We start from the raw sequence: 20,610 nt of genomic DNA on the forward strand, positions 1-20,610 counted from the left end.
TCGCTGCACCTCCTCTCGCTGTGTTTGGCTTCGCCAAACGGTCGCTGCGCTCCCACGCCCGGATCAATCCCTCCACTCAGCCTTCCGACGTCGCCTTACAGATCAAGAGCTGCAGCCGAGCTAACGCTCATCCTGTTGAGTGGTGAAGAGCATGCGGTCGGCTTTTGTTCGGTGTTGGATTCGCCCCTCATCGGAACGCTGCCCGCCCAGCCCTCTCCCGAGGGAGAGGGAGCCGATTTTCGGGCTTTTCATGATCTGAGTTCAACGCGGTATTGCACGCCGGCGTAGCTCTCCCAAACACCTCGATCAGTCCCCTCTCCCTCGGGGAGAGGGCTAGGGTGAGGGGCTTTTGATTGTCCGCGGCAAATAATGGCGTCGACTCAAGTCGCGACATTCAAATACTTGCCAACCGACGCCGTTTTTTCCAGCGAGTACTGCTTGCTCAGATTGGCAATCATGCGGTTCAGCGCTTCAGTGGTGCTCTGGGTCGAAGCGGTCTGTTCTTCGTCAGGTCGTTCACGGCCGGCCTGTAATGCCGCTTTCAGCTCATCACTGCTCACGTCGCCACTGCTGTCGCTGTCGAGTACTTTGAGCAGTGCTGCGCTGGTGTCGGTGCTGGTCGTTGCGGTGCTGTTGTTGCTGGTTTGCAATGCGCTGCTGAGTTCTGTAGCGGTCACGCTGCCGTCGCCATCGGCGTCGAGTTGGCTGAACAGTTTGTCGCTGTTGATTTGAGGTGGTGGAGGCGGTGGCGGGGTCAGGCTGGCGGTGAGTTCGTCCTGGCTGACGGTGCCGTCCTTGTTTTTGTCGAGGGCGGAGAAGAGTTCGTTGCTGTCGGCGCTGCTGCCGGCGCTGGTCAGGCCGCTGCTCAGTTCGTCGCTGCTGATGGCGCCGTCGCCGTCGGTGTCGAGGGCGCTGATCAGAGCGTCGGCGAGGTCGGTGTCCGGTGCTTGATCGCGTGGCGGTGGCGGCGGGGGCGCCATGGCGGTCATTTCTTCGGCGCTGAGGCTGCCGCTGTCGTCGCTGTCCAAGTCGCCGAACTGTTTGCTCAGGTTGACCAGCAGGCCGTCGTCGGATTTCTGTGACAGGGCGCTTTTCAGTTCGTCCTGATCCACCGCACCGTCGCTGTTGCTGTCGAGTTTGGCGAACAGTTCTTTTTGTAGTTGCTGGCTGCGCGCGTTTTGCGTGGAGGTACTGCTGGTGCTGGTATAGCTCGTGTAGTTGCTGACGCTACCGATCATCGGACTCACTCCCTGGAATGGAAAACCGGTGGGTGTACCGGCTTATGCAGGGTCAGGGCGCAAGTTGTCGGGGGTATGTGGGGTTTGTACCGGATGGTACACACGGCAGAATGAACACCGCCAAACCCTGTGGGAGCGAGCCTGCTCGCGAAGAGGCCGGTACATCCAAAAAAGATGTTGGATCAGATGACGCCTTCGCGAGCAGGCTCGCTCCCACAGTGAGTCGGCGGCGTTCTCAGGGGCGTGGCAGGCGAATGATGGCGGTAAGGCCGCCGCCCGGGGTTTCTTCAAGGTTGAGCTGGCCGCCCAAACGTTGCGCCGCCTCGCGAGCAATGGTCATCCCTAGCCCCACACCGCCGGAATTGCGATTACGCGAGCCTTCCAGCCGATAAAACGGTTCAAACACCGCTTCACGCTTGTCTTCGGCAATTCCCGGGCCGTGGTCGATCACGTGAATCAGCAGTTGTTCGCGCTGATCCTGCAGTTCAATCCGCGCTTGCCCGGCGTAACGCAGGGCGTTGTCCATGAGGTTATTGATGCACGAACGCAACGCCATCGGTTGTACCGGCAGCGGTGCGCAATGGCCGCTGACCTGCACATTGGCGCCTTGGTCTTGAGCGTTTTCACACAGTGATTCGACCAGCGCCTGCACATCCATCAACTGCAAGGCTTCGCTGGTGCGTTGTTCGTGCAGGTAGGTGAGGGTGGCGTCGAGCATGCCGATCATGTCGTCCAGGTCCTGACGCATCTGGCCTTGCAGCTTTTCGTCGCTGATATTTTCCAGGCGCAGTTTCAGCCGAGACAGCGGCGTGCGCAGATCGTGGGATACGGCACCGAGCATGCGTGCGCGTTGCTGCACCTGTTCGCGAATGCGCCGCTGCATCAGGTTGAAGGTGTGCGCCGCTTGCCGTGCTTCGCGCGGGCCAGACTCATCAAGTGGCGGGCTGTCGAGGTCTTCGCTGAGACGTTCGGCGGCGTCGCTCAGGCGCTGAATCGGGCGACTGAGCAGTTTGGCGCCGTACCACGCCGCGATCATCAGAGTGATGAACTGGAAGGTTAGCGGCACCACCGGCCCACCGAACCATGGGCGCGGGGGCCGTGGCGGGTAGCGCGGGTCCTGCGCCATCGGTTGGCCGTCGGCGCCTTGGGAGAACTCCGGAGGTGGCGGAGGCGGGGGCGGGCCGTAGAGACGGAACCAAGTGAAAGCCAGCAGGTGCGCGAGGACGATCGCCACGAACAGCACGCCAAACAGGCGCCCGAACAGCGTGTCGAAGCGCGCCCGCATCAGCCGATGTCTCGCGCGTCGAACAGATAACCCTCACCGCGCACGGTTTTGATCAACTGCGGGGCTTTCGGATCGTCGCCGAGTTTCTGTCGCAGGCGCGACACCAGCAAATCGATGCTGCGGTCGAAGGCTTCGATTGAGCGACCGCGCGCGGCGTCGAGCAATTGTTCGCGGCTGAGCACTCGACGCGGTTTTTCGATAAATACCCAGAGCAGGCGGAATTCGGCGTTGGACAGCGGCACTACGAGACCATCGTCGGCGATCAATTGGCGCAGAACGCTGTTCAGGCGCCAGTTGTCGAAACGGATGTTGGCCCGTTGTTCGGTGCGGTCATCGCGCACCCGACGCAGAATCGTTTGAATGCGGGCGACCAGTTCACGCGGTTCGAACGGCTTGGCCATGTAGTCATCGGCGCCCAGTTCCAGGCCGATGATACGGTCGGTCGGTTCACAGCGGGCGGTGAGCATCAGGATCGGGATGTCCGATTCGGCGCGCAGCCAGCGGCACAGCGACAAGCCGTCTTCGCCGGGCAGCATCAGATCCAGCACGACGACGTCGAAATGCTCGGCCAGCAGCGCCTGGCGCATGGCTGCGCCGTCGGTGACGCCGCTGGCGTGGATGTTGAAGCGCGCAAGGTAATCGATCATCAGCTCGCGGATCGGCACGTCGTCATCGACGATCAGCGCACGAATGCTCCAGCGCTTGTCGTCTTTAGGCTCATCAGTCGCGGTCATTTGGTTGTTGTGCATGAGGCTGTTCATCTGCCAGTAGGCCGCCAACCACAAAAGATGGGCTGCGAGGTGGTGGTTTCAGCATAGGCGTCCGGCCGTGAGGCGGGAAGTGCTGATGTAAGGACGTGTTGCGGCTGGCGAGGCTAGCGCGGGTGCTTGTTGCTGGCGTGTCGGTTGTGTATCGGAGTCGACACAATAGCAGCGAGCGCTATGCTGATCACGGCCGGCGCGACGATTTACCGATCATCGGGTGCCGCGCTGCCGCCGGTTCCGCTACAATGCGCGCCGATTTCGACCTGCCTGAGAGCCCATTCATGTTTGCCTGCCAGACTCCTATCATCGTCGCCCTGGATTTCCCTACCCGTGACGCCGCACTGAAGCTGGCCGACCAGTTGGACCCGAAACTGTGCCGGGTCAAAGTGGGCAAGGAACTGTTCACCAGTTGCGCCGCAGAAATTGTCGGCACCCTGCGTGACAAGGGTTTTGAAGTATTCCTCGACCTGAAATTCCATGACATTCCCAACACCACCGCGATGGCCGTGAAAGCCGCTGCCGAGATGGGCGTGTGGATGGTCAACGTGCATTGCTCCGGTGGTATGCGCATGATGGCCGCTTGCCGTGAAGAGCTGGACAAGCGCAGCGGCCCGCAGCCGTTGCTGATCGGCGTGACCGTGCTGACCAGCATGGAGCGTGAAGACCTCGCTGGTATCGGTCTGGATATCGAACCGCAGGAACAAGTGCTGCGTCTGGCTGCACTGGCCGAGAAGGCTGGCATGGACGGTCTGGTGTGCTCGGCGCTGGAAGCCACGGCACTGAAAACCGCGCATCCGTCGCTGCAACTGGTGACCCCGGGGATTCGTCCGGCTGGCAGCGCGCAGGACGATCAGCGCCGCATTCTGACCCCGCGTCAGGCACTGGATGCCGGTTCCGACTATCTGGTGATTGGCCGTCCGATCAGCCAGGCGGCTGATCCGGCGCAGGCGCTGGCGTCGGTTGTCGCCGAAATCGCCTAAGGCACACTGAAGATCCAAATGTGGGAGCGAGCCTGCTCGCGAAGAGGGTGTATCAGTCGAAGTCAATATTGACTGAACCACCGCTTTCGCGAGCAGGCTCGCTCCCACATTGGTTTTTGTGCTGGCCTTAAACCTTCAACACCAACTTGCCGAAGTTCTCACCGCTGAACAATTTCATCAGCGTCTCCGGGAACGTCTCCAGGCCTTCGACGATATCTTCCTTGCTCTTGAGCTGCCCCTTGGCCATCCAGCCGGCCATTTCCTGCGCGGCGCTGGCGTATTGCGCGGCATAGTCCATCACCACAAAACCTTCCATCCGCGCGCGATTGACCAGCAGCGACAGATAGTTGGCCGGGCCTTTGACCGCTTCCTTGTTGTTGTACTGGCTGATCGCGCCGCAGATCACTACACGCGCCTTCATGTTCAAGCGGCTCAACACCGCATCAAGGATGTCGCCACCGACGTTGTCGAAATACACGTCTACGCCTTTCGGGCATTCGCGTTTAAGTCCCGCCACGACATCTTCGGACTTGTAGTCGATGGCGCCGTCAAAGCCCAGTTCATCGATGAGGAATCTGCACTTATCGGCGCCGCCGGCAATGCCAACCACACGGCAACCTTTGATCTTGGCAATCTGCCCGGCAATGCTGCCCACCGCGCCCGCCGCACCGGACAACACCACGGTGTCGCCAGCCTTGGGTGCACCAACATCCAGCAGAGCAAAGTAAGCGGTCATGCCGGTCATGCCCAGTGCCGACAAATACACCGGCAGCGGTGCCAGTTTCGGATCGACTTTGTAGAAGCCTCTTGGCTCACCGAGGAAATAATCCTGTACGCCGATGGCGCCGTTGACGTAGTCGCCGACGGCAAAGCCCGGATTGTTCGAGGCGATGACTTTTCCTACGCCCAGTGCGCGCATGACCTCACCGATACCGACTGGCGGGATGTAGGACTTGCCTTCGTTCATCCAGCCACGCATGGCCGGGTCGAGGGACAGGTATTCGTTCTTGACCAGAATCTGGTTCGCTGCCGGTTCGCCCACCGGTACTTCCTGATAGGTGAAGGTCTCACGGTTGGCCGCACCCACCGGGCGTTTGGCGAGCAGGAACTGGCGATTGGTCTGGTTGGTCATGGCAGGCACTCGAACGGAATGAAGCCTTGTTGATAGACCCTCAGCGGTATTGGCGCAAGGTTGGCTGATGCGGCGAATGCACGCCGATCCAGTGCAGTGATGATCACCGGGACAGTTTTATCACTGCGGTGCATGGGTACATAAACAGCCATTGGATAGTGCTGACGTGCGGCAGACCTCAATGACTATGCTGCGAATCTACAAATCCCCTGCATTTATCCCTTCGAGGACATAACAATGAGCATGACGTTTTCCGGTCAGGTTGCCGTAGTCACCGGCGCGGCCAACGGCATCGGCCGTGCGACCGCGCAGGCGTTCGCCGCCGAGGGCCTGAAAGTGGTGGTCGCCGACCTGGATGCGGCAGGGGGTGAGGGCACAGTCGCGTTGATTCGTACCGCCGGTGGCGAAGCGACGTTCGTGCGTTGCAACGTGACCGTCGAAAGCGAAGTGAAAAATCTGATGGACGAGGTCATCAATACCTACGGCCGTCTCGACTATGCCTTCAACAATGCCGGCATCGAAATCGAAAAAGGCAAACTGGCCGACGGCTCGATGGATGAGTTCGACGCGATCATGGGCGTCAACGTAAAGGGCGTCTGGCTGTGCATGAAGTATCAACTGCCACTGTTGCTGGCGCAGGGCGGCGGGGCGATCGTCAATACCGCCTCGGTAGCGGGACTGGGCGCGGCGCCGAAGATGAGCATCTATGCGGCGTCGAAGCACGCGGTGATCGGTCTGACCAAATCGGCAGCCATCGAATACGCCAAGAAGAAAATCCGCGTCAACGCGGTGTGTCCGGCGGTGATCGATACCGACATGTTCCGCCGTGCCTATGAGGCCGATCCGAAGAAGGGCGAGTTCGCCAACGCCATGCACCCGGTCGGCCGTATCGGCAAAGTCGAGGAAATCGCCAGTGCCGTGTTGTATCTGTGCAGCGACGGTGCAGCATTCACCACCGGTCACTCGCTGGCCGTGGACGGCGGAGTCACCGCATTCTGAACTGAACTCAGGAAAAACAGCCCGCATTCCTTGCGGGCTTTTTTTTGAATCACGGTCAGTTCCGTGAAGCCCCTTAAACAATGTGTATCAAACCGTTAGAACGGTCGCTTTTGGCGGCGTTGTCGCACAGCCTGTCCGGCGCGGCTGTGATTTACTGCCGCCAGCAAAACGGACAGGAGTTTGCTTGCTCATGGAATTGAGAATTGATCGACAGGCAATGGTGCCGGTCGTGCAGCAGATTGTTGACGGACTGACGGAGTGGATCCTGCAAAGTGGTGTGCCGCCGGCTACTCGTTTGCCCTCGGTTCGGCAAATTGCTCGAGGCAATCTGCTCAGCCAGTCGTGTGTGGTCGAGGCGTGTGAACGGCTGGTATCGCAGGGTGTTTTGAGTTCATGCCAAGGCACCGGGTTCATTGTCGCTGCCGCGCCAGCGATGCTGGGTGCAGAGGATGAACTGGCGCCATTCGAGGGCCGGTTTGCCTGGTGCGATGCAGTCTGCGAGGCCGCAGGCGGCTTGAAACTGGGGGCCGGAGGCCTGCCGCAAAGCTGGCGCGAGCCTGACGACCTCAGCTATGCGCTGCGCGAGGTGGCTCGCACCGACATGGCCAGCCTGTTCAACTACAGCACGCCATTGGGGCTTCCAGCGTTGCGCGAGCAGATCGTCAAACGCCTCAAACTGTTCAGTATCGAGGCCCGCAGTTCGCAGTTGCTGAGTACCTGTGGCGCCAGCCATGCGCTGGACCTGATCGTGCGCACCTTGTTCAAGGCCGGTGACTGCGTGGTGGTCGAAACGCCCGGGTATGCGCCGCTGTTCGACCTGTTGCGCCTGCATGGCGTGCGCATGCTTGAGGTGCGCCGCACCCCGACCGGGCCGGACATCGAAGCGCTGGAGGCTTTGCTGCAACAGTTTCGGCCAAGTGCGTTGTTCATCAACAGCCATCATCACAACCCCACCGGCAGTTGCCTGTCGCCAAGCGTGGCGCAACGCATCCTGCAACTGAGCAAAGTCTATGATGTGCGCTTGATCGAAGACGATGTCTACGCGGACTTGCACACCGGTAACGGTACACGACTGGCGGCGCTGGACGATGAGGGGCGGGTCATCTACGTGGGCAGTTTTTCCAAGACCCTGAGCAGCTCGTTGCGGGTCGGGTTCGTCTTCGCCGACAGCGAAATTGTCAGGCGGCTGGCGCAGGTCAAGATGATCAGCGGCTTGGGCGCATCAAGGTTTTCCGAGGCGGTCCTGGCCAGCCTGATGGGCTGTGGCGCTTACCGCAAACTGGTACAGCGCCAGCGTCAACGCCTGAATGCTGATCGGGCTGCCGCGTTGCAGGCCCTGGAGGACGCCGATTGGGAGGTATTCGGCAAACCTGCAGGCGGACTGTTTATCTGGGCGCGTTCGCGTATGTCCGATCATTCTCGAATACGCCGACAGGCGCAGCGCTGTGGCGTGTTGTTGTCAGCGCCGGATGCGTTCAGCCCCAGTGGCGAGGCGGGCGACTGGCTGCGGATCAACGTCGCGTACGCCTGCGACCCGCGCGCTCGGCAGTTTTTCCGCAACACCGGTGCGGATCGACCTCCAGTGTTCTGAAAACGACGCGGGCGTAGCTTTTTGCCATTATTCCGACGCCAGAGACTTGTGCGGCTGAGTGGCCGTTGCGACTCTTCGCTCTACTGACAATGGCAGGGGACTACGCGCAATGATTTCGGCCATGCAAGGACGTTTTGCCAACCTCGGTATGGCAAAAAAACTGGGAATCGGGTTTGTACTGGTTTTGCTTCTGACCGCGCTGGTGGCGGCCATTGGCGTCTGGTCCCTGCAAACCATCAGTCATCGTTTCGATGGTCTGAAACAGATGTCCTCGCTTAACAGTGGCCTGCTCAACGTGCGCCTGCTCGAGCAGGAATATGCCTTGCGGGGCGATCCGAAGACGGCCGATGCACTGCGTAAGGGCGTCGACGAACTGGTTGCTCTGGCTGATCAGCTCAAAGCGCAGTCGGCGGCCAATGTGCCGGTCATGAATGATGTGCAACAGTCGCTCGGCGCTTATCGCAAGGCGTTCGACGAGTTTGTGTCGTTGACTCAGGCCAAGGATCTCGCGCTGGAAATGGCCAGTTGGTCGGTGTCCAGTGTGGCCAATAATCTTGATGTCTTGCAGGCCGGGCTCGCCGATGACGGTGCATATACCTTGAAGGACACCGAGGGCAAGGACGGGGCGCAGTTCATCGAACAGGCCAGTCAGGTCAGTCAGGTTTCGCGGTTGATGCTGCAGGCGATGAACGAAGCGCGGATTCGTCTGGATCAAAGCCGCAAGGGCGATGCCGACAGCGCCGGCAAGGGCAACATCGAACAGGCCGCGCAGGCCCAGACGCAGGCCGAAGAGCTGAAAACCACGGTCAAGGACGAGGGCTATCTGACCGTCCTCAATGAAGTGTCCGGGCATATCGCCGGCTTCAACGACAAACTGGCCGAATACACCGGATTGCTCGCGCAGGAAAAGACCGTCTACGAGCAATTGCACCAGCGTGCCGACCAGGTGGTCGAGCGGGTGAATCAGGCGTATGTCGCTGAAGACGGCGCGATGCAGGCCGAACTGCAGAAAAACTCGCTGTTGATCATTGGTTCATCGGCGCTGGCGTTGTTGGTCGGCTTGCTCGCGGCGTGGTTGATAACCCGACTGATCGTCGCGCCATTGCGCAGCGTGATTCAGGTCGCCCAGCAGATTGCCGCTGGTGACTTGAGTGCAACGGTGGAAGTGACCCGGCGCGACGAGATCGGTCAGTTGATGCTGGCGATGCAACAGATGGGCGCGGGTCTGAGCACCATCGTCAGTGGTTTGCAGGCGGGGATCGAGCAGTTGGCCAGTTCGGCGCAATCGTTGTCGACGGTCACTGAGCAGACCAACCTCGAGGTCAGCAGCCAGAAGGAGGAAACCGAGCAGGTCGCCACGGCGATGAACCAGATGACCGCCACCGTGCATGACGTTGCGCGCAACGCCGAAGAAGCGGCGCTGGCCGCGCAGACGGCGGATGACAAGGTCGAGAGTGGTCAGCAGGTGGTGCGCCAGAGCATGGCACGCATCGAACAGCTGGCCGACTCGGCGACATCGGCCAGTTCCAGCATCGAAAGCCTCAGTGCGGAAATCCAGAATATCGGCACGGTGCTGGGGGTGATCAAAAGTGTTGCCGAGCAGACCAATCTTTTGGCGCTAAATGCAGCGATCGAGGCGGCTCGGGCCGGGGAGCAGGGCAGGGGCTTTGCGGTGGTGGCCGATGAGGTGCGTGCATTGGCTCGGCGCACGCAGCAGTCGACTGAAGAGATTGAGCGGCTGGTCAGTGCTTTGCGCTCGGCGGCGCATTCCTCGGTGCAGCAGATTCAGAGCAGTGGGGAGTTGGTGAAGCTGGCGGTCAGTGATGCGTTGCAGACCGAGAGTGCGCTGGGGAGTATTGCGGCGGCGGTGTCGTTGATTCAGCAGATGAATCAGCAGATTGCGGCGGCGGCGGAGGAGCAGAGTTCGGTGGCGGAGGAGATCAATCGCAGTGTGACGAGTATTCGTGCGAGTGCGGATCAGTCGTCGATCGCGATGCGCGGGAATGCGGCTTCGAGTGTTGAGCTGGCGCAGTTGGGGAGTGAGTTGCGTGGGATGGTTGGGCATTTTCGGCTTTGACGCTTTGACGCTTTGACGCTTTGACGCTTTGGGCTTGGCGGCCTTTGGGCCGGCCATGCTCTTGGGGTTTGGGTGTATATCCGTTTTTTCGGGTGCTGCTGCTGGCGGTTCCGCTCTTACAGCGGGTCACTTTTGGCAAACGCCCCAAAAGTAACCAAAAGGTCTGCGCCCTGACGTTCGGCCCGCTCGCTGGGGCTCGGGGTTCCTTCGCTCCGGGATCGATCCGGGGGCATCGCCTACGGTTTGCTTCGCTGCACCTCCTCTCGATGTGTTCGACTTCGTCGAACGGTCGCTGCGCTCCCACCCCCGGATCAATCCCTCCACTCAGCCTGCCGACGGGCCTTAAGATCAAGAGCTGCAGCCGAGCTAACGCTCATCCTGTTGAGTGGTGAAAAGCGGAAGCGGTTGTGAGGTGGGCGTTGCTTTTGCTTTTCTGTGGGAGCGAGCTTGCTCCGGGCGGCGATCCGACGAAGGCGGCCTGACAGATGACCAATCTCTGCCGGATGTACTCAAACCATGTGGGAGCGAGCCTGACAGCCAACCCATCTCTGCCGGATGTACTCAATCCCATTGTAGGAGTGAGCCTGCTCGCGATGGCGGCCGGATAGCCGACCAACCTATGTCAGATGTACTCAGCCCCCTTGTGGGAGCGAGCTTGCTCGCGAAAGCGGCCTCACATTCACCGGTTTTCTATCAGGTTCACTCCCGCGAGCCCACAGAAAAGCCACCTTTCGGTGGCTTCTCTTTCAGCCTCTGCAATCAGTCGTAAATCACTTTCTTTTTCCAGTCCGCATCGGCCTCTACATCTTTGAGGCCGGCGGTCAGTTGGTTTTCTTCACCTTCAACCGGTGCAATCTTGTCCATGACCTGCGCGTTGGCGCGGGCCAGCAGTTTTTCCAGGTATTGCAGTTGTTCTGCGTAGATCTGTGGATCCTGCTGTTTGCGCAGGTATTGCACGCCGCGTTCGAAGGCGAGGCGGGCCTGGCCGGGCTGGTTTTGTTGCAGGGACTGTTGGCCGAGGTTGTTGAAGAATTCGATGTGCAACAGCACCAGAATGTGGCGGACTTCGCGAATCCAGTGTTTGGCTTCGTTCGGCGGCAGGAAGCCGTCGTGGGCAGCGCGGGTGATCTGGCCGTGGAGGGCTTCGAGCAGGAAGCGCACGTCTTTGGCTTTGGCTTCGGTCAGAATCGGCGACGGCGGGTTGTTGACCGGGATCGATTCGCCTTGGGCGACCAGGGCGCTCAGTTCGGTGATCCGCGCTTTGGTGGTGGCGCTGGTTTTTTCCAGGTTCAGCAGGCGCTGGCAGACGTTCAATTCCAGGCGCGTCAGCAGCAGCTTGAGTGCCGGGGTCATGAACTGGCCCGGGAAGGTTTCGGTCAGTTCGCCGCAGCGACGCAGGCGGTCGTTGAGTTCGACCTTGGTGCGGGCCTTCTCCAGTTTGTTGTTTTCCACCACATGGTTCATGTAGCCAATGGCGATCAGAATTGCGATCCCGGCTATGACTAGCAGGGTGATCATGAGTGGTGTCACCGGTAAGACCTCTTTATAGGGTTCGCATGCGAGTGTAGTGGCTGGGCATTTAACCGCCTAGCGCCGCTCGACTGGTTGGTTCGGCAGGTTCAATCTGTATCGGCCGCACGCTGCTTATATGAATGCTGGCGCTGCGGGTGCAGATTGCCATCACTGTGCGGTGGACTATAGCGTCTTGGCGAGTGGCGGAATATAGGCGTCAATCGTCGGGCGACGGAAAAGCCCGGTTGGCGCCGTAAAGCGGGTCGAAGTCATTGATTTAAATAAATTTATATCAAGGGGTTGACGACCTCTCAATCCATCCATAGAATGCGCGCCACTTGCAGCGTAAAGCACACAGCGAAGCGCGGCAGGGAGTGAATGTTGTAGTGTGTCCCCTTCGTCTAGTGGCCTAGGACACCGCCCTTTCACGGCGGTAACAGGGGTTCGAGTCCCCTAGGGGACGCCAATGCGGGAATAGCTCAGTTGGTAGAGCACGACCTTGCCAAGGTCGGGGTCGCGAGTTCGAGTCTCGTTTCCCGCTCCAATTTTAAACAGCAGTGCTTTCGGGCGGTGCTGAGTGAAACCAGAACCAAGTCTTCGGATGCGGATCTGGACACCGAAACACACACCATGTGTTCCGGGTAGCGTGTCCCCTTCGTCTAGTGGCCTAGGACACCGCCCTTTCACGGCGGTAACAGGGGTTCGAGTCCCCTAGGGGACGCCATTTGCGGGAATAGCTCAGTTGGTAGAGCACGACCTTGCCAAGGTCGGGGTCGCGAGTTCGAGTCTCGTTTCCCGCTCCAAATTCTAAAAACGCCGCTCAGTGAGCGGCGTTTTTATTAGTGAAAGTTGTAGCCTGTGTCCCCTTCGTCTAGTGGCCTAGGACACCGCCCTTTCACGGCGGTAACAGGGGTTCGAGTCCCCTAGGGGACGCCATTGCGGGAATAGCTCAGTTGGTAGAGCACGACCTTGCCAAGGTCGGGGTCGCGAGTTCGAGTCTCGTTTCCCGCTCCATATTCACAAAAACGCCGCTCACTAGAGCGGCGTTTTTGTATGCGCACGATTTGTGGTTGAGTTATCAGTCATAAAGAAAAAGGCCCGCCGGAGCGATTCGGCGGGCCTTTTTGCGTTTTGCGTCTGCTTACCAAGAGAGCATCAAGCGGCCGGCAAACAGAATCAGCACCACGCCCATGGTGCGCTCGAACCAATGTCCCATGCGCATGAACAGCAAGCGCACCCGATTGCTTGAGAAAAACAGCGCGACCACAACAAACCACAGCGCATTCACGAAGCACATCCACAAACCGTAAAAGGCCTGGATTTGCAGGGGTGTGCTGGCGCTGATGATCGTTGTGAAAATGGCCAGGAAAAACAGCGTGGCCTTGGGGTTGGTCGCATTGGTCAGAAACCCGGTGCTGAAGGCTTTGAACAAGGTTTGTTCAACTACCGGTTCCTCGCTGGTTTTCTCACCTTCAATGGCCGATTTGGGTTTACTGCGCAGCAGGCTGACACCCAGATACAGGATGTAGGCACCGCCAACCACTTTGGCCACGGTCAGCAACCAAGGGGTGGTGTGCATCAATGCCCCGACCCCCAGCAGTGTGTACAGCACGTGCACGGAAATCCCTGCACCGATACCCAGCGCCGTGCAGATCCCCACCAGTCGGCCGAATCGAACGCTTTGGCGAATCGTGACTGCGAAGTCCGGGCCGGGAGCCACCACGGCCAGAAAGTGAATGGTTGCCAGCGCCAGAAACTCGCCCAGATAATTCGAATACATCTCAGCTCCAGTAGGTCAGGGGTGAGGCATTGCCGCGATAGCCGACAAAAAAGGAAAGGCTCAAACGCGGATCGGCCACCCCCGGGGTCACCGAGTGCATGCGCCGCGAATTGAACATGATGAAATCGCCGGGTTGCGGTCTCACTTCGAGGGCGGGAGGGCCGAGCAGCGCCGGTTCGATGCCGTAACTGTCGCCACGCATTTCATCGAATTGATCCGGACTGATGTCGTCGTCCCACATCTGCAACGCGCCGCCCTCGGTCGGCATGTTCAGATAGACGTTGCAGGCAAACTGCGCCTCGAGACTGCGGGCCTGGAAACTGTCCGGGGCGTCCTTGGCGAAAATGTCGTGATGGGCGAGGAAGCACACCCCCGGTTTCACTACTCGTGAAAGGCCGACATACATTTTCCGGCCATAAAGATTTTCCAGATGCGCGCCGGCCGGCCAGGATTCGTCGAGCATGCAGCGCAAGGTGTCGATCGGTGAGGAGTAGGGCGCACAGCGATTGCGCAGTTCAGCGATGTTGCTGGTAGCGCGTTCGAAGTAATCCTCGATCAGCAGCGGCTGGTTTTCCGCCTCATAAAAAGCCATGCCGATGCGGCCGATACTGGGCGCGTTGATGTAACCCTCAAAGCCTGGAGCGAGAATCTTGTCGCCAATCTGAATGGCCAGCGACTCAGGCAAAAAGCCTCTGACGCGGATGGCGAGGACTTCTTCGTTGGCCAGTTTTTTTATGCACGTCTCATCGAGACGCTCGACGTCTAGCATCATTTTTTTAGGTCCATCTATCGATAGTCAACGGAACCTGCGAATGCGGTTCCCCGGCGTCGGACGTTGCGTTAGGCCGCGTCCGAAATGCTCAATCCACGCTGTAGTGGACGGACAACGTGCCTTTCTTCTGCGAAAGGGACGCGATCGTGACTGTGCCCAGATCCTTCAGGCTGCGTACATGGGTGCCGCCGCAGCCATAGGCGGGCAGTTCACCAAAACCGATTTCCCGCGCGCCTTCGCGCAGCGACGTCAGGCGCGGCAGGTCGGACTCGATCCACTGCTCGATACCGGTTTGAACGGTCTCGACGTCGACTTCCTGCGCGGCATCGCCGGGTTTGAATTGCACTCGACCTTCGTCCGGCCAGTGGTGTGCCTTGATCGGCGTCCAGCCCAGAGCTTGCACGAAATGCCCGATCAGATGCCCGGCCGAATGCATGCGTGTGTTGAAGCGACGGCGCTCTTCGTCGATGCGGATGCAGGTCATGCCGAGCGCCACCGGCCGATCGACAAAATGAACGATCCGATCCGGCTCCTGCACAACACGCAGTACCTGACTCTCGCCGATCCAGCCGGTATCACACGGCTGACCGCCACCTTGCGGATGAAACAATGTGGCGCGCAGCACCACGGAAAATTCGTTCTCTTGGGGCGTGCAGTCGAGGACTTCCACATTAGCCTTGAGGTCATCACTATGGAAAAAGAGGCGAAGCGTCATATTCCATGCCCTTATTAAAGTTTCTGTTTTTATTATATGAATCGTGCAATAACGTGATAATCCGTTCAAACATCAAAGGACTTGTGCGCTGTGAGCATCAATCTGCCGCTACCGTTACTCGGTGAAATGGCGATTTTCGTCAAGGTCGTGGAGACCGGCAGCTTCTCTGAAGCGGCTCGCCAACTGGGTTCATCGCCGTCAGCGGTGAGCCGCAGTATTTCGCGGCTGGAAAAAGCCTTGGCCACGCGGCTGTTGCAACGCACCACGCGCAAACTGCGCCTGAGTGACGGCGGCGAGGAGGTGTTCAAGCGCTGTCAGGAAATGGTCAGCGCAGCCAAGTCCGTCATGGAAATCAGCGGTCAGTTCACCCATGAAGCCGAAGGCCTGGTGCGGGTCAGCGTGCCGAAAGCGGTGGGGCGCTTTGTGATTCATCCGCACATGCCCGAGTTTCTGCGGCGTTATCCCAAGGTCGATGTCGAATTGCTGCTGGAAGATCGCCAGGTCGATTTGATCGACGATCATGTTGACCTGGCCATTCGCATCACGGATCGACCACCGGCCGGGCTGGTCGGGCGGCAGTTACTGACCATCGACCACTTGCTCTGTGCTACGCCGCAATACCTGGCCGAACACGGCACACCGACTCACCCGCATGATTTGCTCAATCACAGTTGTATCTATCTGGGTGAAACCCCGAGCGATGCACGCTGGAAATTCAAGAAGGGCAGCAAAGCGGTGACGGTGGGTGTGCGCGGTCGCTATGCCGCCAATCACACCGGTGTGCGCCTTGGCGCGGTGTTGCAGCACATCGGCATCGGCAGCCTGCCGTACTTCACCGCCCGTTACGCACTTGAGCAAAAGTTGGTGGTACAGGTGTTGCCGGACTGGACCTTCCTCGCGTCCTATCACGGCGGACTGTGGCTGCTGCATTCGCCGACGCGCTATCTACCTCCCAAGTTGCGGGTGTTTATCGATTATCTGGTGGAATGCCTGCAGAAAGAGCCGACTTTGAGCAAGCCGGGCAAATCAGTGGGGGAAAGCAACGCCGCGATGGCGTATGAGTTGCCCGAAAGCGAAGGGTTGTTGTAACGCAAAGCAAAAGATCGCAGCCTTCGGCAGCTCCTACAGAGGATTGCGTGAGTCCACTGTAGGAGCTGCCGAAGGCTGCGATCTTTTGATTTTCAACCAAACAGTTAAATCAGTGCTTGCTGTCCTGAGCGGACATCGCCAGCAGCTGTTTTTCCTGATTCCAGTCGAACGGTTCGTCGTTCTGTTCTGCTTCGTAGCGACGTTCTTCGAGGGCCTGATACATGTCGATCTCTTCATCGGACAGGTAGTGCAGGCAGTCGCCGGCGAAGAACCACAGCAGATCGCGCGGGATCAGGTGGGCGATTTGCGGGTAACGGGTAATCACTTGAGTCAGGATGTCCTGGCCCAGATATTGGCTTTCGATCGGATCGATCGGCAGCGATGCCAGCAGTTCGTCGAAGCGCTCCAGAAACAAGGCATGGCTTTCTTCGGGAACCTGTTCGGCCTCACCTACGGCGACCAGGATACTGCGCAGGTGGTCGAGCAAAACAAGATGGTCGGCAACGACGTTGGACACGAGATAAGTCCTCAAGAGCAAAACGGGCGCGGGAGTATAAAGCCCCTGCGCCCTCTTGGACATGCTTGTCAGGATCAGCGGACTTTGCCCTCTGCCTGTTTCAGTTCTTCTTTGTCGAAATCATCGACATCGATCACCTTGCGTCGCGCCGCTTCGGCATCACGCAAGCTCTGTGCTTCCACCGGTTGCAACACCCCGGCCTCCAGCGCCGCATCGATGGCGTGTTCGCCCGCGACCGGTTTCACCTGACCGCTTTTCAGCGAGGTGTGCAGTTTTTTGTGCAGCGGCTGTGCGGCGCTCAGCAAATCGCTGGCATGTTGCAATGCCCCGACGGCATCGTCTGCCGACTGTGGGCGATAGCAACCGGCAAGCAGCTCCTCCAGCGCCGGATCGCCCTTGGCGCGACCAATGACGCCAGCCACTTCGGCACCGAGTTTGTCCGACGGGCCTTTGTGACGACGACCAAACGGGAAGACGATGGCGCGCAACAGACAGCCAAACACTTTGTTCGGGAAGTTGCGCAGTAATTCATCCAGCGCCCGTTCCGATTGGCCGAGGCTTTCTTCCATCGCCCAACGGAACAGCGGCTCCATGTAGGCCGGCGAATCCAGATCGTGGTAACGCTTGAGTGCGGCAGAGGCCAGATACAGATTGCTCAGCACATCACCCAAGCGCGCCGACAGACGTTCGCGACGCTTCAGCTCGCCGCCGAGCAACATCATGCTGAAGTCGGCGAGCATGGCGAACGCCGCTGCCTGACGGTTGAGTGCGCGGAAGTATCCCTGACTGATCTTGTCGCCCGGCGCATGTTCGAAGTGGCCGAAACCGAGGTTCAACACCAGCGTACTGGCCGCATTGCTCACAGCGAAACCGATGTGTTTGAGCAGCAGGCCGTCGAACTCTTTCAGCGCCTGATCCTTGTCCTCACGACCGGCCAGAGCCATTTCCTTGAGTACGAACGGATGGCAACGAATCGCGCCCTGACCGAAGATCATCAGGTTGCGCGACAGGATGTTCGCACCCTCCACGGTGATGAAGATCGGTGCACCGTTCCAGCTGCGCCCGAGGTAGTTGTTCCGCCCCATGATGATCGCCTTGCCACCGTGCACATCCATCGCGTGGCTGATGCACTCGCGGCCGCGTTCGGTGAGGTGGTACTTGAGGATTGCCGACAGCACCGAGGGTTTTTCGCCGAGGTCCACCGCGTTGGCGGTGAGCATCCGCGCGGCATCCATCATCCACGCGTTGCCGCCGATGCGCGCCATGGCCTCCTGAATACCTTCGAACGCCGATAGCGGCACGTTGAACTGTTCACGAATCTGCGCGTATTGCCCGGTGACCAGACTGGTGAACTTGGCTGCGCCGGTACCGACTGCCGGCAACGAAATCGAACGGCCGACCGACAGGCAGTTCATCAGCATCATCCAGCCCTTGCCGAGCATTTCCTGACCGCCGATAAGGAAGTCGAGCGGAATGAACACATCCTTGCCGGAGTTCGGGCCGTTCATGAACGCCGCGCCCAGTGGCAGGTGACGACGCCCGATTTCTACGCCGGCGGTATCGGTCGGGATCAGCGCAAGGCTGATGCCAAGGTCTTCCTTGTCACCCAGCAGATGCTCCGGGTCGTAGGCCTTGAAGGCCAGGCCGAGCAGGGTCGCGACCGGGCCGAGGGTGATGTAGCGTTTTTCCCAGTTCAGGCGCAGACCAATGACTTCCTGACCATCCCATTGGCCTTTGCAGATGATCCCGGTGTCGGGCATCGCTCCTGCATCGGAACCGGCGAGCGGACCGGTGAGGGCGAAGCACGGGATGTCATCGCCACGGGCCAGGCGTGGCAGGTAGTGATTGCGTTGTTCGTCGGTGCCGTAATGCAGCAGCAGTTCGGCCGGGCCGAGGGAGTTCGGCACCATGACGGTGGAGGCGAGGTCACCGCTGCGGGTGGCCAGTTTCATTGCCACTTGCGAGTGGGCGTAGGCCGAGAACCCTTTACCGCCAAATTCTTTCGGAATGATCAGGGCAAAAAAGCCATGTTCCTTGATGTGCGTCCAGGCTTCGGCCGGCAGGTCCATCGACTGGCCGATCTGCCAGTCGGTGACCATGGCGCAGAGTTCCTCGGTCGGGCCGTCAATGAACGCTTGCTCTTCTTCGCTCAGTTGCACCTTCGGATAGGCCAGCAGTTTGTCCCAGTCCGGACGACCGCTGAACAGCTCGCCATCCCACCACACGGTGCCGGCGTCGATCGCGTCGCGTTCGGTCTGCGACATCGGCGGCAGGGTTTTCTGGAACCAGTTGAACAGCGGCGCAGTGAAATGTTTGCGGCGCAGGTCAGGTAACAGCAGCGGTGCAGCGACCACCGCCAGCAGTACCCAGAACACCAGCAACAGCCAGCCCGGTGCGTGGCTGAATATCCCCATCGCCAAGAGGTAGACGGCAACGATGCCCAGCGCTGGCAGCGGGGCGATGCGCCGGTGGGCGAGATACGCCACGCCAACGATCAAAACCAGTATCCACAACAACAGCATATTCAGTCCTCCGTGAACCAAGGCAAATCGACCCTCCAGAGCTTAGACCGCATCTGTAAAACCGGGTGGTCAGACCAAGGTGATTGAAATCGTGGGAAACCCCGGATGATTTTCGTAGGTTCGGTGGGCAACACGTGTGGGAAATCGTTCGATCAATCCGCGTCTTTGCGTCCAAGTTTGGCCGAAACGTCGTTATCTCTGTGCTGAAGCTGTCGCTAGACTCGGGACTCATCCAGGAGATTGTCGTCATGCACGAGTATCTGAGCCCCGGCCGCTTCATCGATAGTGACCATCCGGCGGTGGTGGAGTTCGCCGAACAACACCGTGGTGCCAGCCGCGATCCGCTCGCGCAGGCGATCAGTCTTTATTACGCCGTGCGTGAGGCCGTGCGCTACAACCCCTATACCTTCAGCCGTGATCCGCAGACCTTGCGCGGCAGTTATGCGCTGGCGACGGGGGAGAGTTATTGCGTACCGAAAGCCACGCTGCTGGCGGGCTGCGCGCGGCATTGCGGAATCGCGGCGCGGATCGGTCTGGCCGATGTGAAAAATCATCTGTCGACCCCGCGTCTGCTCGAGTTATTGAAAAGCGATATGTTCGCCATGCACGGCTATACCGAGTTTTTTCTAGAGGGTCGCTGGGTCAAAGCAACGCCGGCGTTCAACCAGAAGCTCTGCGAGTTGTTCAATGTCGCGCCGCTGGAGTTCGACGGTATCAACGACAGCGTTTTCCACCCGTTCAACCGCGATGGTGCACAGTTGATGGAGTATCTGGTCGATCACGGCCAATTCGCCGATGTCCCGGAAACCTTTTTCTTCGAGCATCTGCAAAAGTGCTATCCGCACCTGTTCACCGATCAGCAGCCGCCATTGCTGGGCGATATGCAGAGTGATTTGAGCCGCGTCTGATCCGGCGTATGCTGCCTGCCCACGCATTTGAAAAGAGGCGGTCATGCTGAAGATCTGGGGACGGAAAAACTCATCGAATGTCAGGAAACCATTATGGGCCGCCGAGGAACTCGGTCTGGCCTACGAGGCGATCGATGCCGGTGGCGCATTCGGCGTAGTCGACACACCCGAGTACCGGGCGATGAACCCGAACGGTCGGGTGCCGGTGATCGAGGACGACGGTTTTGTGCTGTGGGAATCCAACGCCATCGTTCGCTATCTGCTGGCCAGACATGCGCCCGACAGCCACTGGTATTCGGCGGATCCGCAAGCCCGCGCCGTCGCTGACAAGTGGATGGACTGGACCACGTCAAGTTTTGCCGGTCCCTTCCGCACGGTGTTCTGGGGCGTGTTGCGCACACCGGCGGACAAACAGGATTGGCCTGCTATCAACGCCGCGATCAAGGAATGCAACGAGTTGCTGAGCATGGCTGACCATGCCTTGGCCAGTCAGCCATACCTCTCCGGACAAGACATCGGCATGGGCGATATCCCGCTCGGCAGTTTCATTTATGCCTGGTTCGAGATGCCCATCGAACGCGCCCCGCAACCCCATCTGCAAGCCTGGTACGAGCGCCTGAAGCAGCGTCCGGCCTACCAGAAAGCGGTTATGACCGCGTTGACTTAATACCTACTATCGACACACTTGACTGTACTTGTACGGCGGCGGCAAGCACCATTGCGCACTTG

The 20,610-nt window shown here is 59.4% G+C and carries 17 protein-coding genes, 6 tRNA genes and 1 pseudogene; 14 read left to right on the forward strand and 10 right to left on the reverse strand.

Features of this window, described 5'->3' with window-relative positions; genetic code table 11:
* Positions 1–380: 380 nt before the first annotated feature.
* From xopAW to F8N44_RS16915, 3 genes are all read right to left on the reverse strand, one after another.
* Complete coding sequence (gene xopAW / locus F8N44_RS16900) at positions 381–1,238, reverse strand: EF-hand domain-containing protein (protein WP_150651092.1); 858 nt, start codon at positions 1,236–1,238, stop codon at positions 381–383.
* 235 nt (positions 1,239–1,473) lie between these two features.
* Positions 1,474–2,523 carry a sensor histidine kinase gene (locus F8N44_RS16910; RefSeq protein ID WP_150651093.1) on the reverse strand — a complete coding sequence of 350 codons (1,050 nt, stop codon included), beginning with the start codon at positions 2,521–2,523 and terminating at the stop codon, positions 1,474–1,476.
* Positions 2,523–3,284, reverse strand: a complete 762-nt coding sequence (locus F8N44_RS16915) for a response regulator (protein ID WP_150651094.1) — start codon at positions 3,282–3,284, stop codon at positions 2,523–2,525. The genes F8N44_RS16910 and F8N44_RS16915 overlap by 1 nt, the downstream gene beginning before the upstream one ends.
* A 284-nt stretch (positions 3,285–3,568) precedes the next feature.
* Here F8N44_RS16915 and pyrF point away from each other — a divergent pair, with 284 nt between their 5' ends.
* On the forward strand, positions 3,569–4,267 hold the full coding sequence (gene pyrF / locus F8N44_RS16920) for an orotidine-5'-phosphate decarboxylase (protein ID WP_191630912.1): 699 nt from the start codon (positions 3,569–3,571) through the stop codon (positions 4,265–4,267).
* A 127-nt stretch (positions 4,268–4,394) separates the two neighbouring features.
* On the opposite strand, the gene F8N44_RS16925 is transcribed toward pyrF, so the two are convergent.
* Positions 4,395–5,399, reverse strand: a complete 1,005-nt coding sequence (locus F8N44_RS16925; protein ID WP_150651096.1) for an NADP-dependent oxidoreductase — start codon at positions 5,397–5,399, stop codon at positions 4,395–4,397.
* 237 nt (positions 5,400–5,636) lie between these two features.
* Between F8N44_RS16925 and F8N44_RS16930 the strand changes: the two genes are divergently transcribed.
* From F8N44_RS16930 to F8N44_RS32225, 4 genes and pseudogenes are all read left to right on the forward strand, one after another.
* Positions 5,637–6,398, forward strand: a complete 762-nt coding sequence (locus F8N44_RS16930) for an SDR family oxidoreductase (protein WP_016983635.1) — start codon at positions 5,637–5,639, stop codon at positions 6,396–6,398.
* A 190-nt stretch (positions 6,399–6,588) separates the two neighbouring features.
* On the forward strand, positions 6,589–7,989 hold the full coding sequence (locus F8N44_RS16935; protein ID WP_150651097.1) for a PLP-dependent aminotransferase family protein: 1,401 nt from the start codon (positions 6,589–6,591) through the stop codon (positions 7,987–7,989).
* A gap of 148 nt (positions 7,990–8,137) precedes the next feature.
* Positions 8,138–9,205, forward strand: a pseudogene (locus F8N44_RS32220) (HAMP domain-containing protein); the annotation flags it as partial.
* Complete coding sequence (locus F8N44_RS32225; RefSeq protein WP_412071518.1) at positions 9,203–10,066, forward strand: methyl-accepting chemotaxis protein; 864 nt, start codon at positions 9,203–9,205, stop codon at positions 10,064–10,066. The pseudogene F8N44_RS32220 and the gene F8N44_RS32225, both read left to right, overlap by 3 nt.
* A 759-nt stretch (positions 10,067–10,825) precedes the next feature.
* Here F8N44_RS32225 and F8N44_RS16945 read toward each other — a convergent pair.
* Entirely contained in the window at positions 10,826–11,584 is a 759-nt protein-coding gene (locus F8N44_RS16945; protein ID WP_191630905.1) for a hypothetical protein, read from the reverse strand.
* Between the two features lie 384 nt (positions 11,585–11,968).
* Between F8N44_RS16945 and F8N44_RS16950 the strand changes: the two genes are divergently transcribed.
* The 6 genes from F8N44_RS16950 (at position 11,969) to F8N44_RS16975 (ending at position 12,592) form a co-directional block, all read left to right on the forward strand.
* Positions 11,969–12,044, forward strand: a tRNA-Glu gene (locus F8N44_RS16950).
* A gap of 2 nt (positions 12,045–12,046) precedes the next feature.
* Positions 12,047–12,122: transfer RNA gene (locus F8N44_RS16955), tRNA-Gly, on the forward strand.
* Positions 12,123–12,226: 104 nt separating this feature from the next.
* A tRNA-Glu gene (locus tag F8N44_RS16960) sits at positions 12,227–12,302 on the forward strand.
* Between the two features lie 3 nt (positions 12,303–12,305).
* Positions 12,306–12,381: transfer RNA gene (locus tag F8N44_RS16965), tRNA-Gly, on the forward strand.
* Between the two features lie 57 nt (positions 12,382–12,438).
* Positions 12,439–12,514, forward strand: a tRNA-Glu gene (locus tag F8N44_RS16970).
* Between the two features lie 2 nt (positions 12,515–12,516).
* Positions 12,517–12,592 (forward strand) — tRNA-Gly (locus F8N44_RS16975).
* 127 nt (positions 12,593–12,719) lie between these two features.
* On the opposite strand, the gene F8N44_RS16980 is transcribed toward F8N44_RS16975, so the two are convergent.
* From F8N44_RS16980 to F8N44_RS16990, 3 genes are all read right to left on the reverse strand, one after another.
* Positions 12,720–13,358 (reverse strand): LysE family translocator, encoded by a 639-nt coding sequence (locus F8N44_RS16980; RefSeq protein ID WP_150651100.1) that lies wholly within the window; start codon positions 13,356–13,358, stop codon positions 12,720–12,722.
* Between the two features lies 1 nt (position 13,359).
* Positions 13,360–14,130 carry a 2OG-Fe(II) oxygenase gene (locus F8N44_RS16985; RefSeq protein ID WP_150651101.1) on the reverse strand — a complete coding sequence of 257 codons (771 nt, stop codon included), beginning with the start codon at positions 14,128–14,130 and terminating at the stop codon, positions 13,360–13,362.
* An 88-nt stretch (positions 14,131–14,218) separates the two neighbouring features.
* Positions 14,219–14,845, reverse strand: coding sequence for an alanyl-tRNA editing protein (locus F8N44_RS16990; protein ID WP_150651102.1), 627 nt, complete (start codon positions 14,843–14,845; stop codon positions 14,219–14,221).
* Positions 14,846–14,935: 90 nt separating this feature from the next.
* Here F8N44_RS16990 and F8N44_RS16995 point away from each other — a divergent pair, with 90 nt between their 5' ends.
* A complete protein-coding gene (locus F8N44_RS16995; RefSeq protein ID WP_134178203.1) occupies positions 14,936–15,934 on the forward strand; it encodes a LysR family transcriptional regulator in 999 nt (332 codons plus the stop codon).
* 109 nt (positions 15,935–16,043) lie between these two features.
* On the opposite strand, the gene F8N44_RS17000 is transcribed toward F8N44_RS16995, so the two are convergent.
* Positions 16,044–16,451, reverse strand: a complete 408-nt coding sequence (locus tag F8N44_RS17000) for a PA2817 family protein (RefSeq protein WP_008087850.1) — start codon at positions 16,449–16,451, stop codon at positions 16,044–16,046.
* Positions 16,452–16,525: 74 nt separating this feature from the next.
* A complete protein-coding gene (locus tag F8N44_RS17005) occupies positions 16,526–18,973 on the reverse strand; it encodes an acyl-CoA dehydrogenase (RefSeq protein WP_150651103.1) in 2,448 nt (815 codons plus the stop codon).
* Positions 18,974–19,221: 248 nt separating this feature from the next.
* On the opposite strand from F8N44_RS17005, the gene F8N44_RS17010 reads away from it, so the two are divergent.
* On the forward strand, positions 19,222–19,881 hold the full coding sequence (locus F8N44_RS17010; RefSeq protein WP_127929349.1) for a transglutaminase-like domain-containing protein: 660 nt from the start codon (positions 19,222–19,224) through the stop codon (positions 19,879–19,881).
* A gap of 43 nt (positions 19,882–19,924) precedes the next feature.
* Complete coding sequence (locus tag F8N44_RS17015) at positions 19,925–20,548, forward strand: glutathione S-transferase family protein (protein WP_150651104.1); 624 nt, start codon at positions 19,925–19,927, stop codon at positions 20,546–20,548.
* Positions 20,549–20,610 lie beyond the last annotated feature (62 nt).

The organism is Pseudomonas fluorescens (assembly GCF_902497745.1).
Lineage (GTDB): Bacteria > Pseudomonadota > Gammaproteobacteria > Pseudomonadales > Pseudomonadaceae > Aquipseudomonas > Aquipseudomonas fluorescens_BM.

Bases quoted from the DNA above. Each gene is read 5' to 3' on its own strand.
- F8N44_RS16915 (WP_150651094.1), bottom strand. From the start codon at position 3,284: ATGAACAGCCTCATGCACAACAACCAAATGACCGCGACTGATGAGCCT.
- F8N44_RS17010 (WP_127929349.1), top strand. From the start codon at position 19,222: ATGCACGAGTATCTGAGCCCCGGCCGCTTCATCGATAGTGACCATCCG.
- F8N44_RS16925 (WP_150651096.1), bottom strand. From the start codon at position 5,399: ATGACCAACCAGACCAATCGCCAGTTCCTGCTCGCCAAACGCCCGGTG.
- F8N44_RS16945 (WP_191630905.1), bottom strand. From the start codon at position 11,584: ATGATCACCCTGCTAGTCATAGCCGGGATCGCAATTCTGATCGCCATT.
- F8N44_RS16930 (WP_016983635.1), top strand. From the start codon at position 5,637: ATGAGCATGACGTTTTCCGGTCAGGTTGCCGTAGTCACCGGCGCGGCC.
- F8N44_RS16985 (WP_150651101.1), bottom strand. From the start codon at position 14,130: ATGATGCTAGACGTCGAGCGTCTCGATGAGACGTGCATAAAAAAACTG.
- F8N44_RS17005 (WP_150651103.1), bottom strand. From the start codon at position 18,973: ATGCTGTTGTTGTGGATACTGGTTTTGATCGTTGGCGTGGCGTATCTC.
- pyrF (WP_191630912.1), top strand. From the start codon at position 3,569: ATGTTTGCCTGCCAGACTCCTATCATCGTCGCCCTGGATTTCCCTACC.
- F8N44_RS16935 (WP_150651097.1), top strand. From the start codon at position 6,589: ATGGAATTGAGAATTGATCGACAGGCAATGGTGCCGGTCGTGCAGCAG.
- F8N44_RS16980 (WP_150651100.1), bottom strand. From the start codon at position 13,358: ATGTATTCGAATTATCTGGGCGAGTTTCTGGCGCTGGCAACCATTCAC.
- F8N44_RS16990 (WP_150651102.1), bottom strand. From the start codon at position 14,845: ATGACGCTTCGCCTCTTTTTCCATAGTGATGACCTCAAGGCTAATGTG.
- F8N44_RS16910 (WP_150651093.1), bottom strand. From the start codon at position 2,523: ATGCGGGCGCGCTTCGACACGCTGTTCGGGCGCCTGTTTGGCGTGCTG.
- xopAW (WP_150651092.1), bottom strand. From the start codon at position 1,238: ATGATCGGTAGCGTCAGCAACTACACGAGCTATACCAGCACCAGCAGT.
- F8N44_RS32225 (WP_412071518.1), top strand. From the start codon at position 9,203: ATGGGCGCGGGTCTGAGCACCATCGTCAGTGGTTTGCAGGCGGGGATC.
- F8N44_RS17015 (WP_150651104.1), top strand. From the start codon at position 19,925: ATGCTGAAGATCTGGGGACGGAAAAACTCATCGAATGTCAGGAAACCA.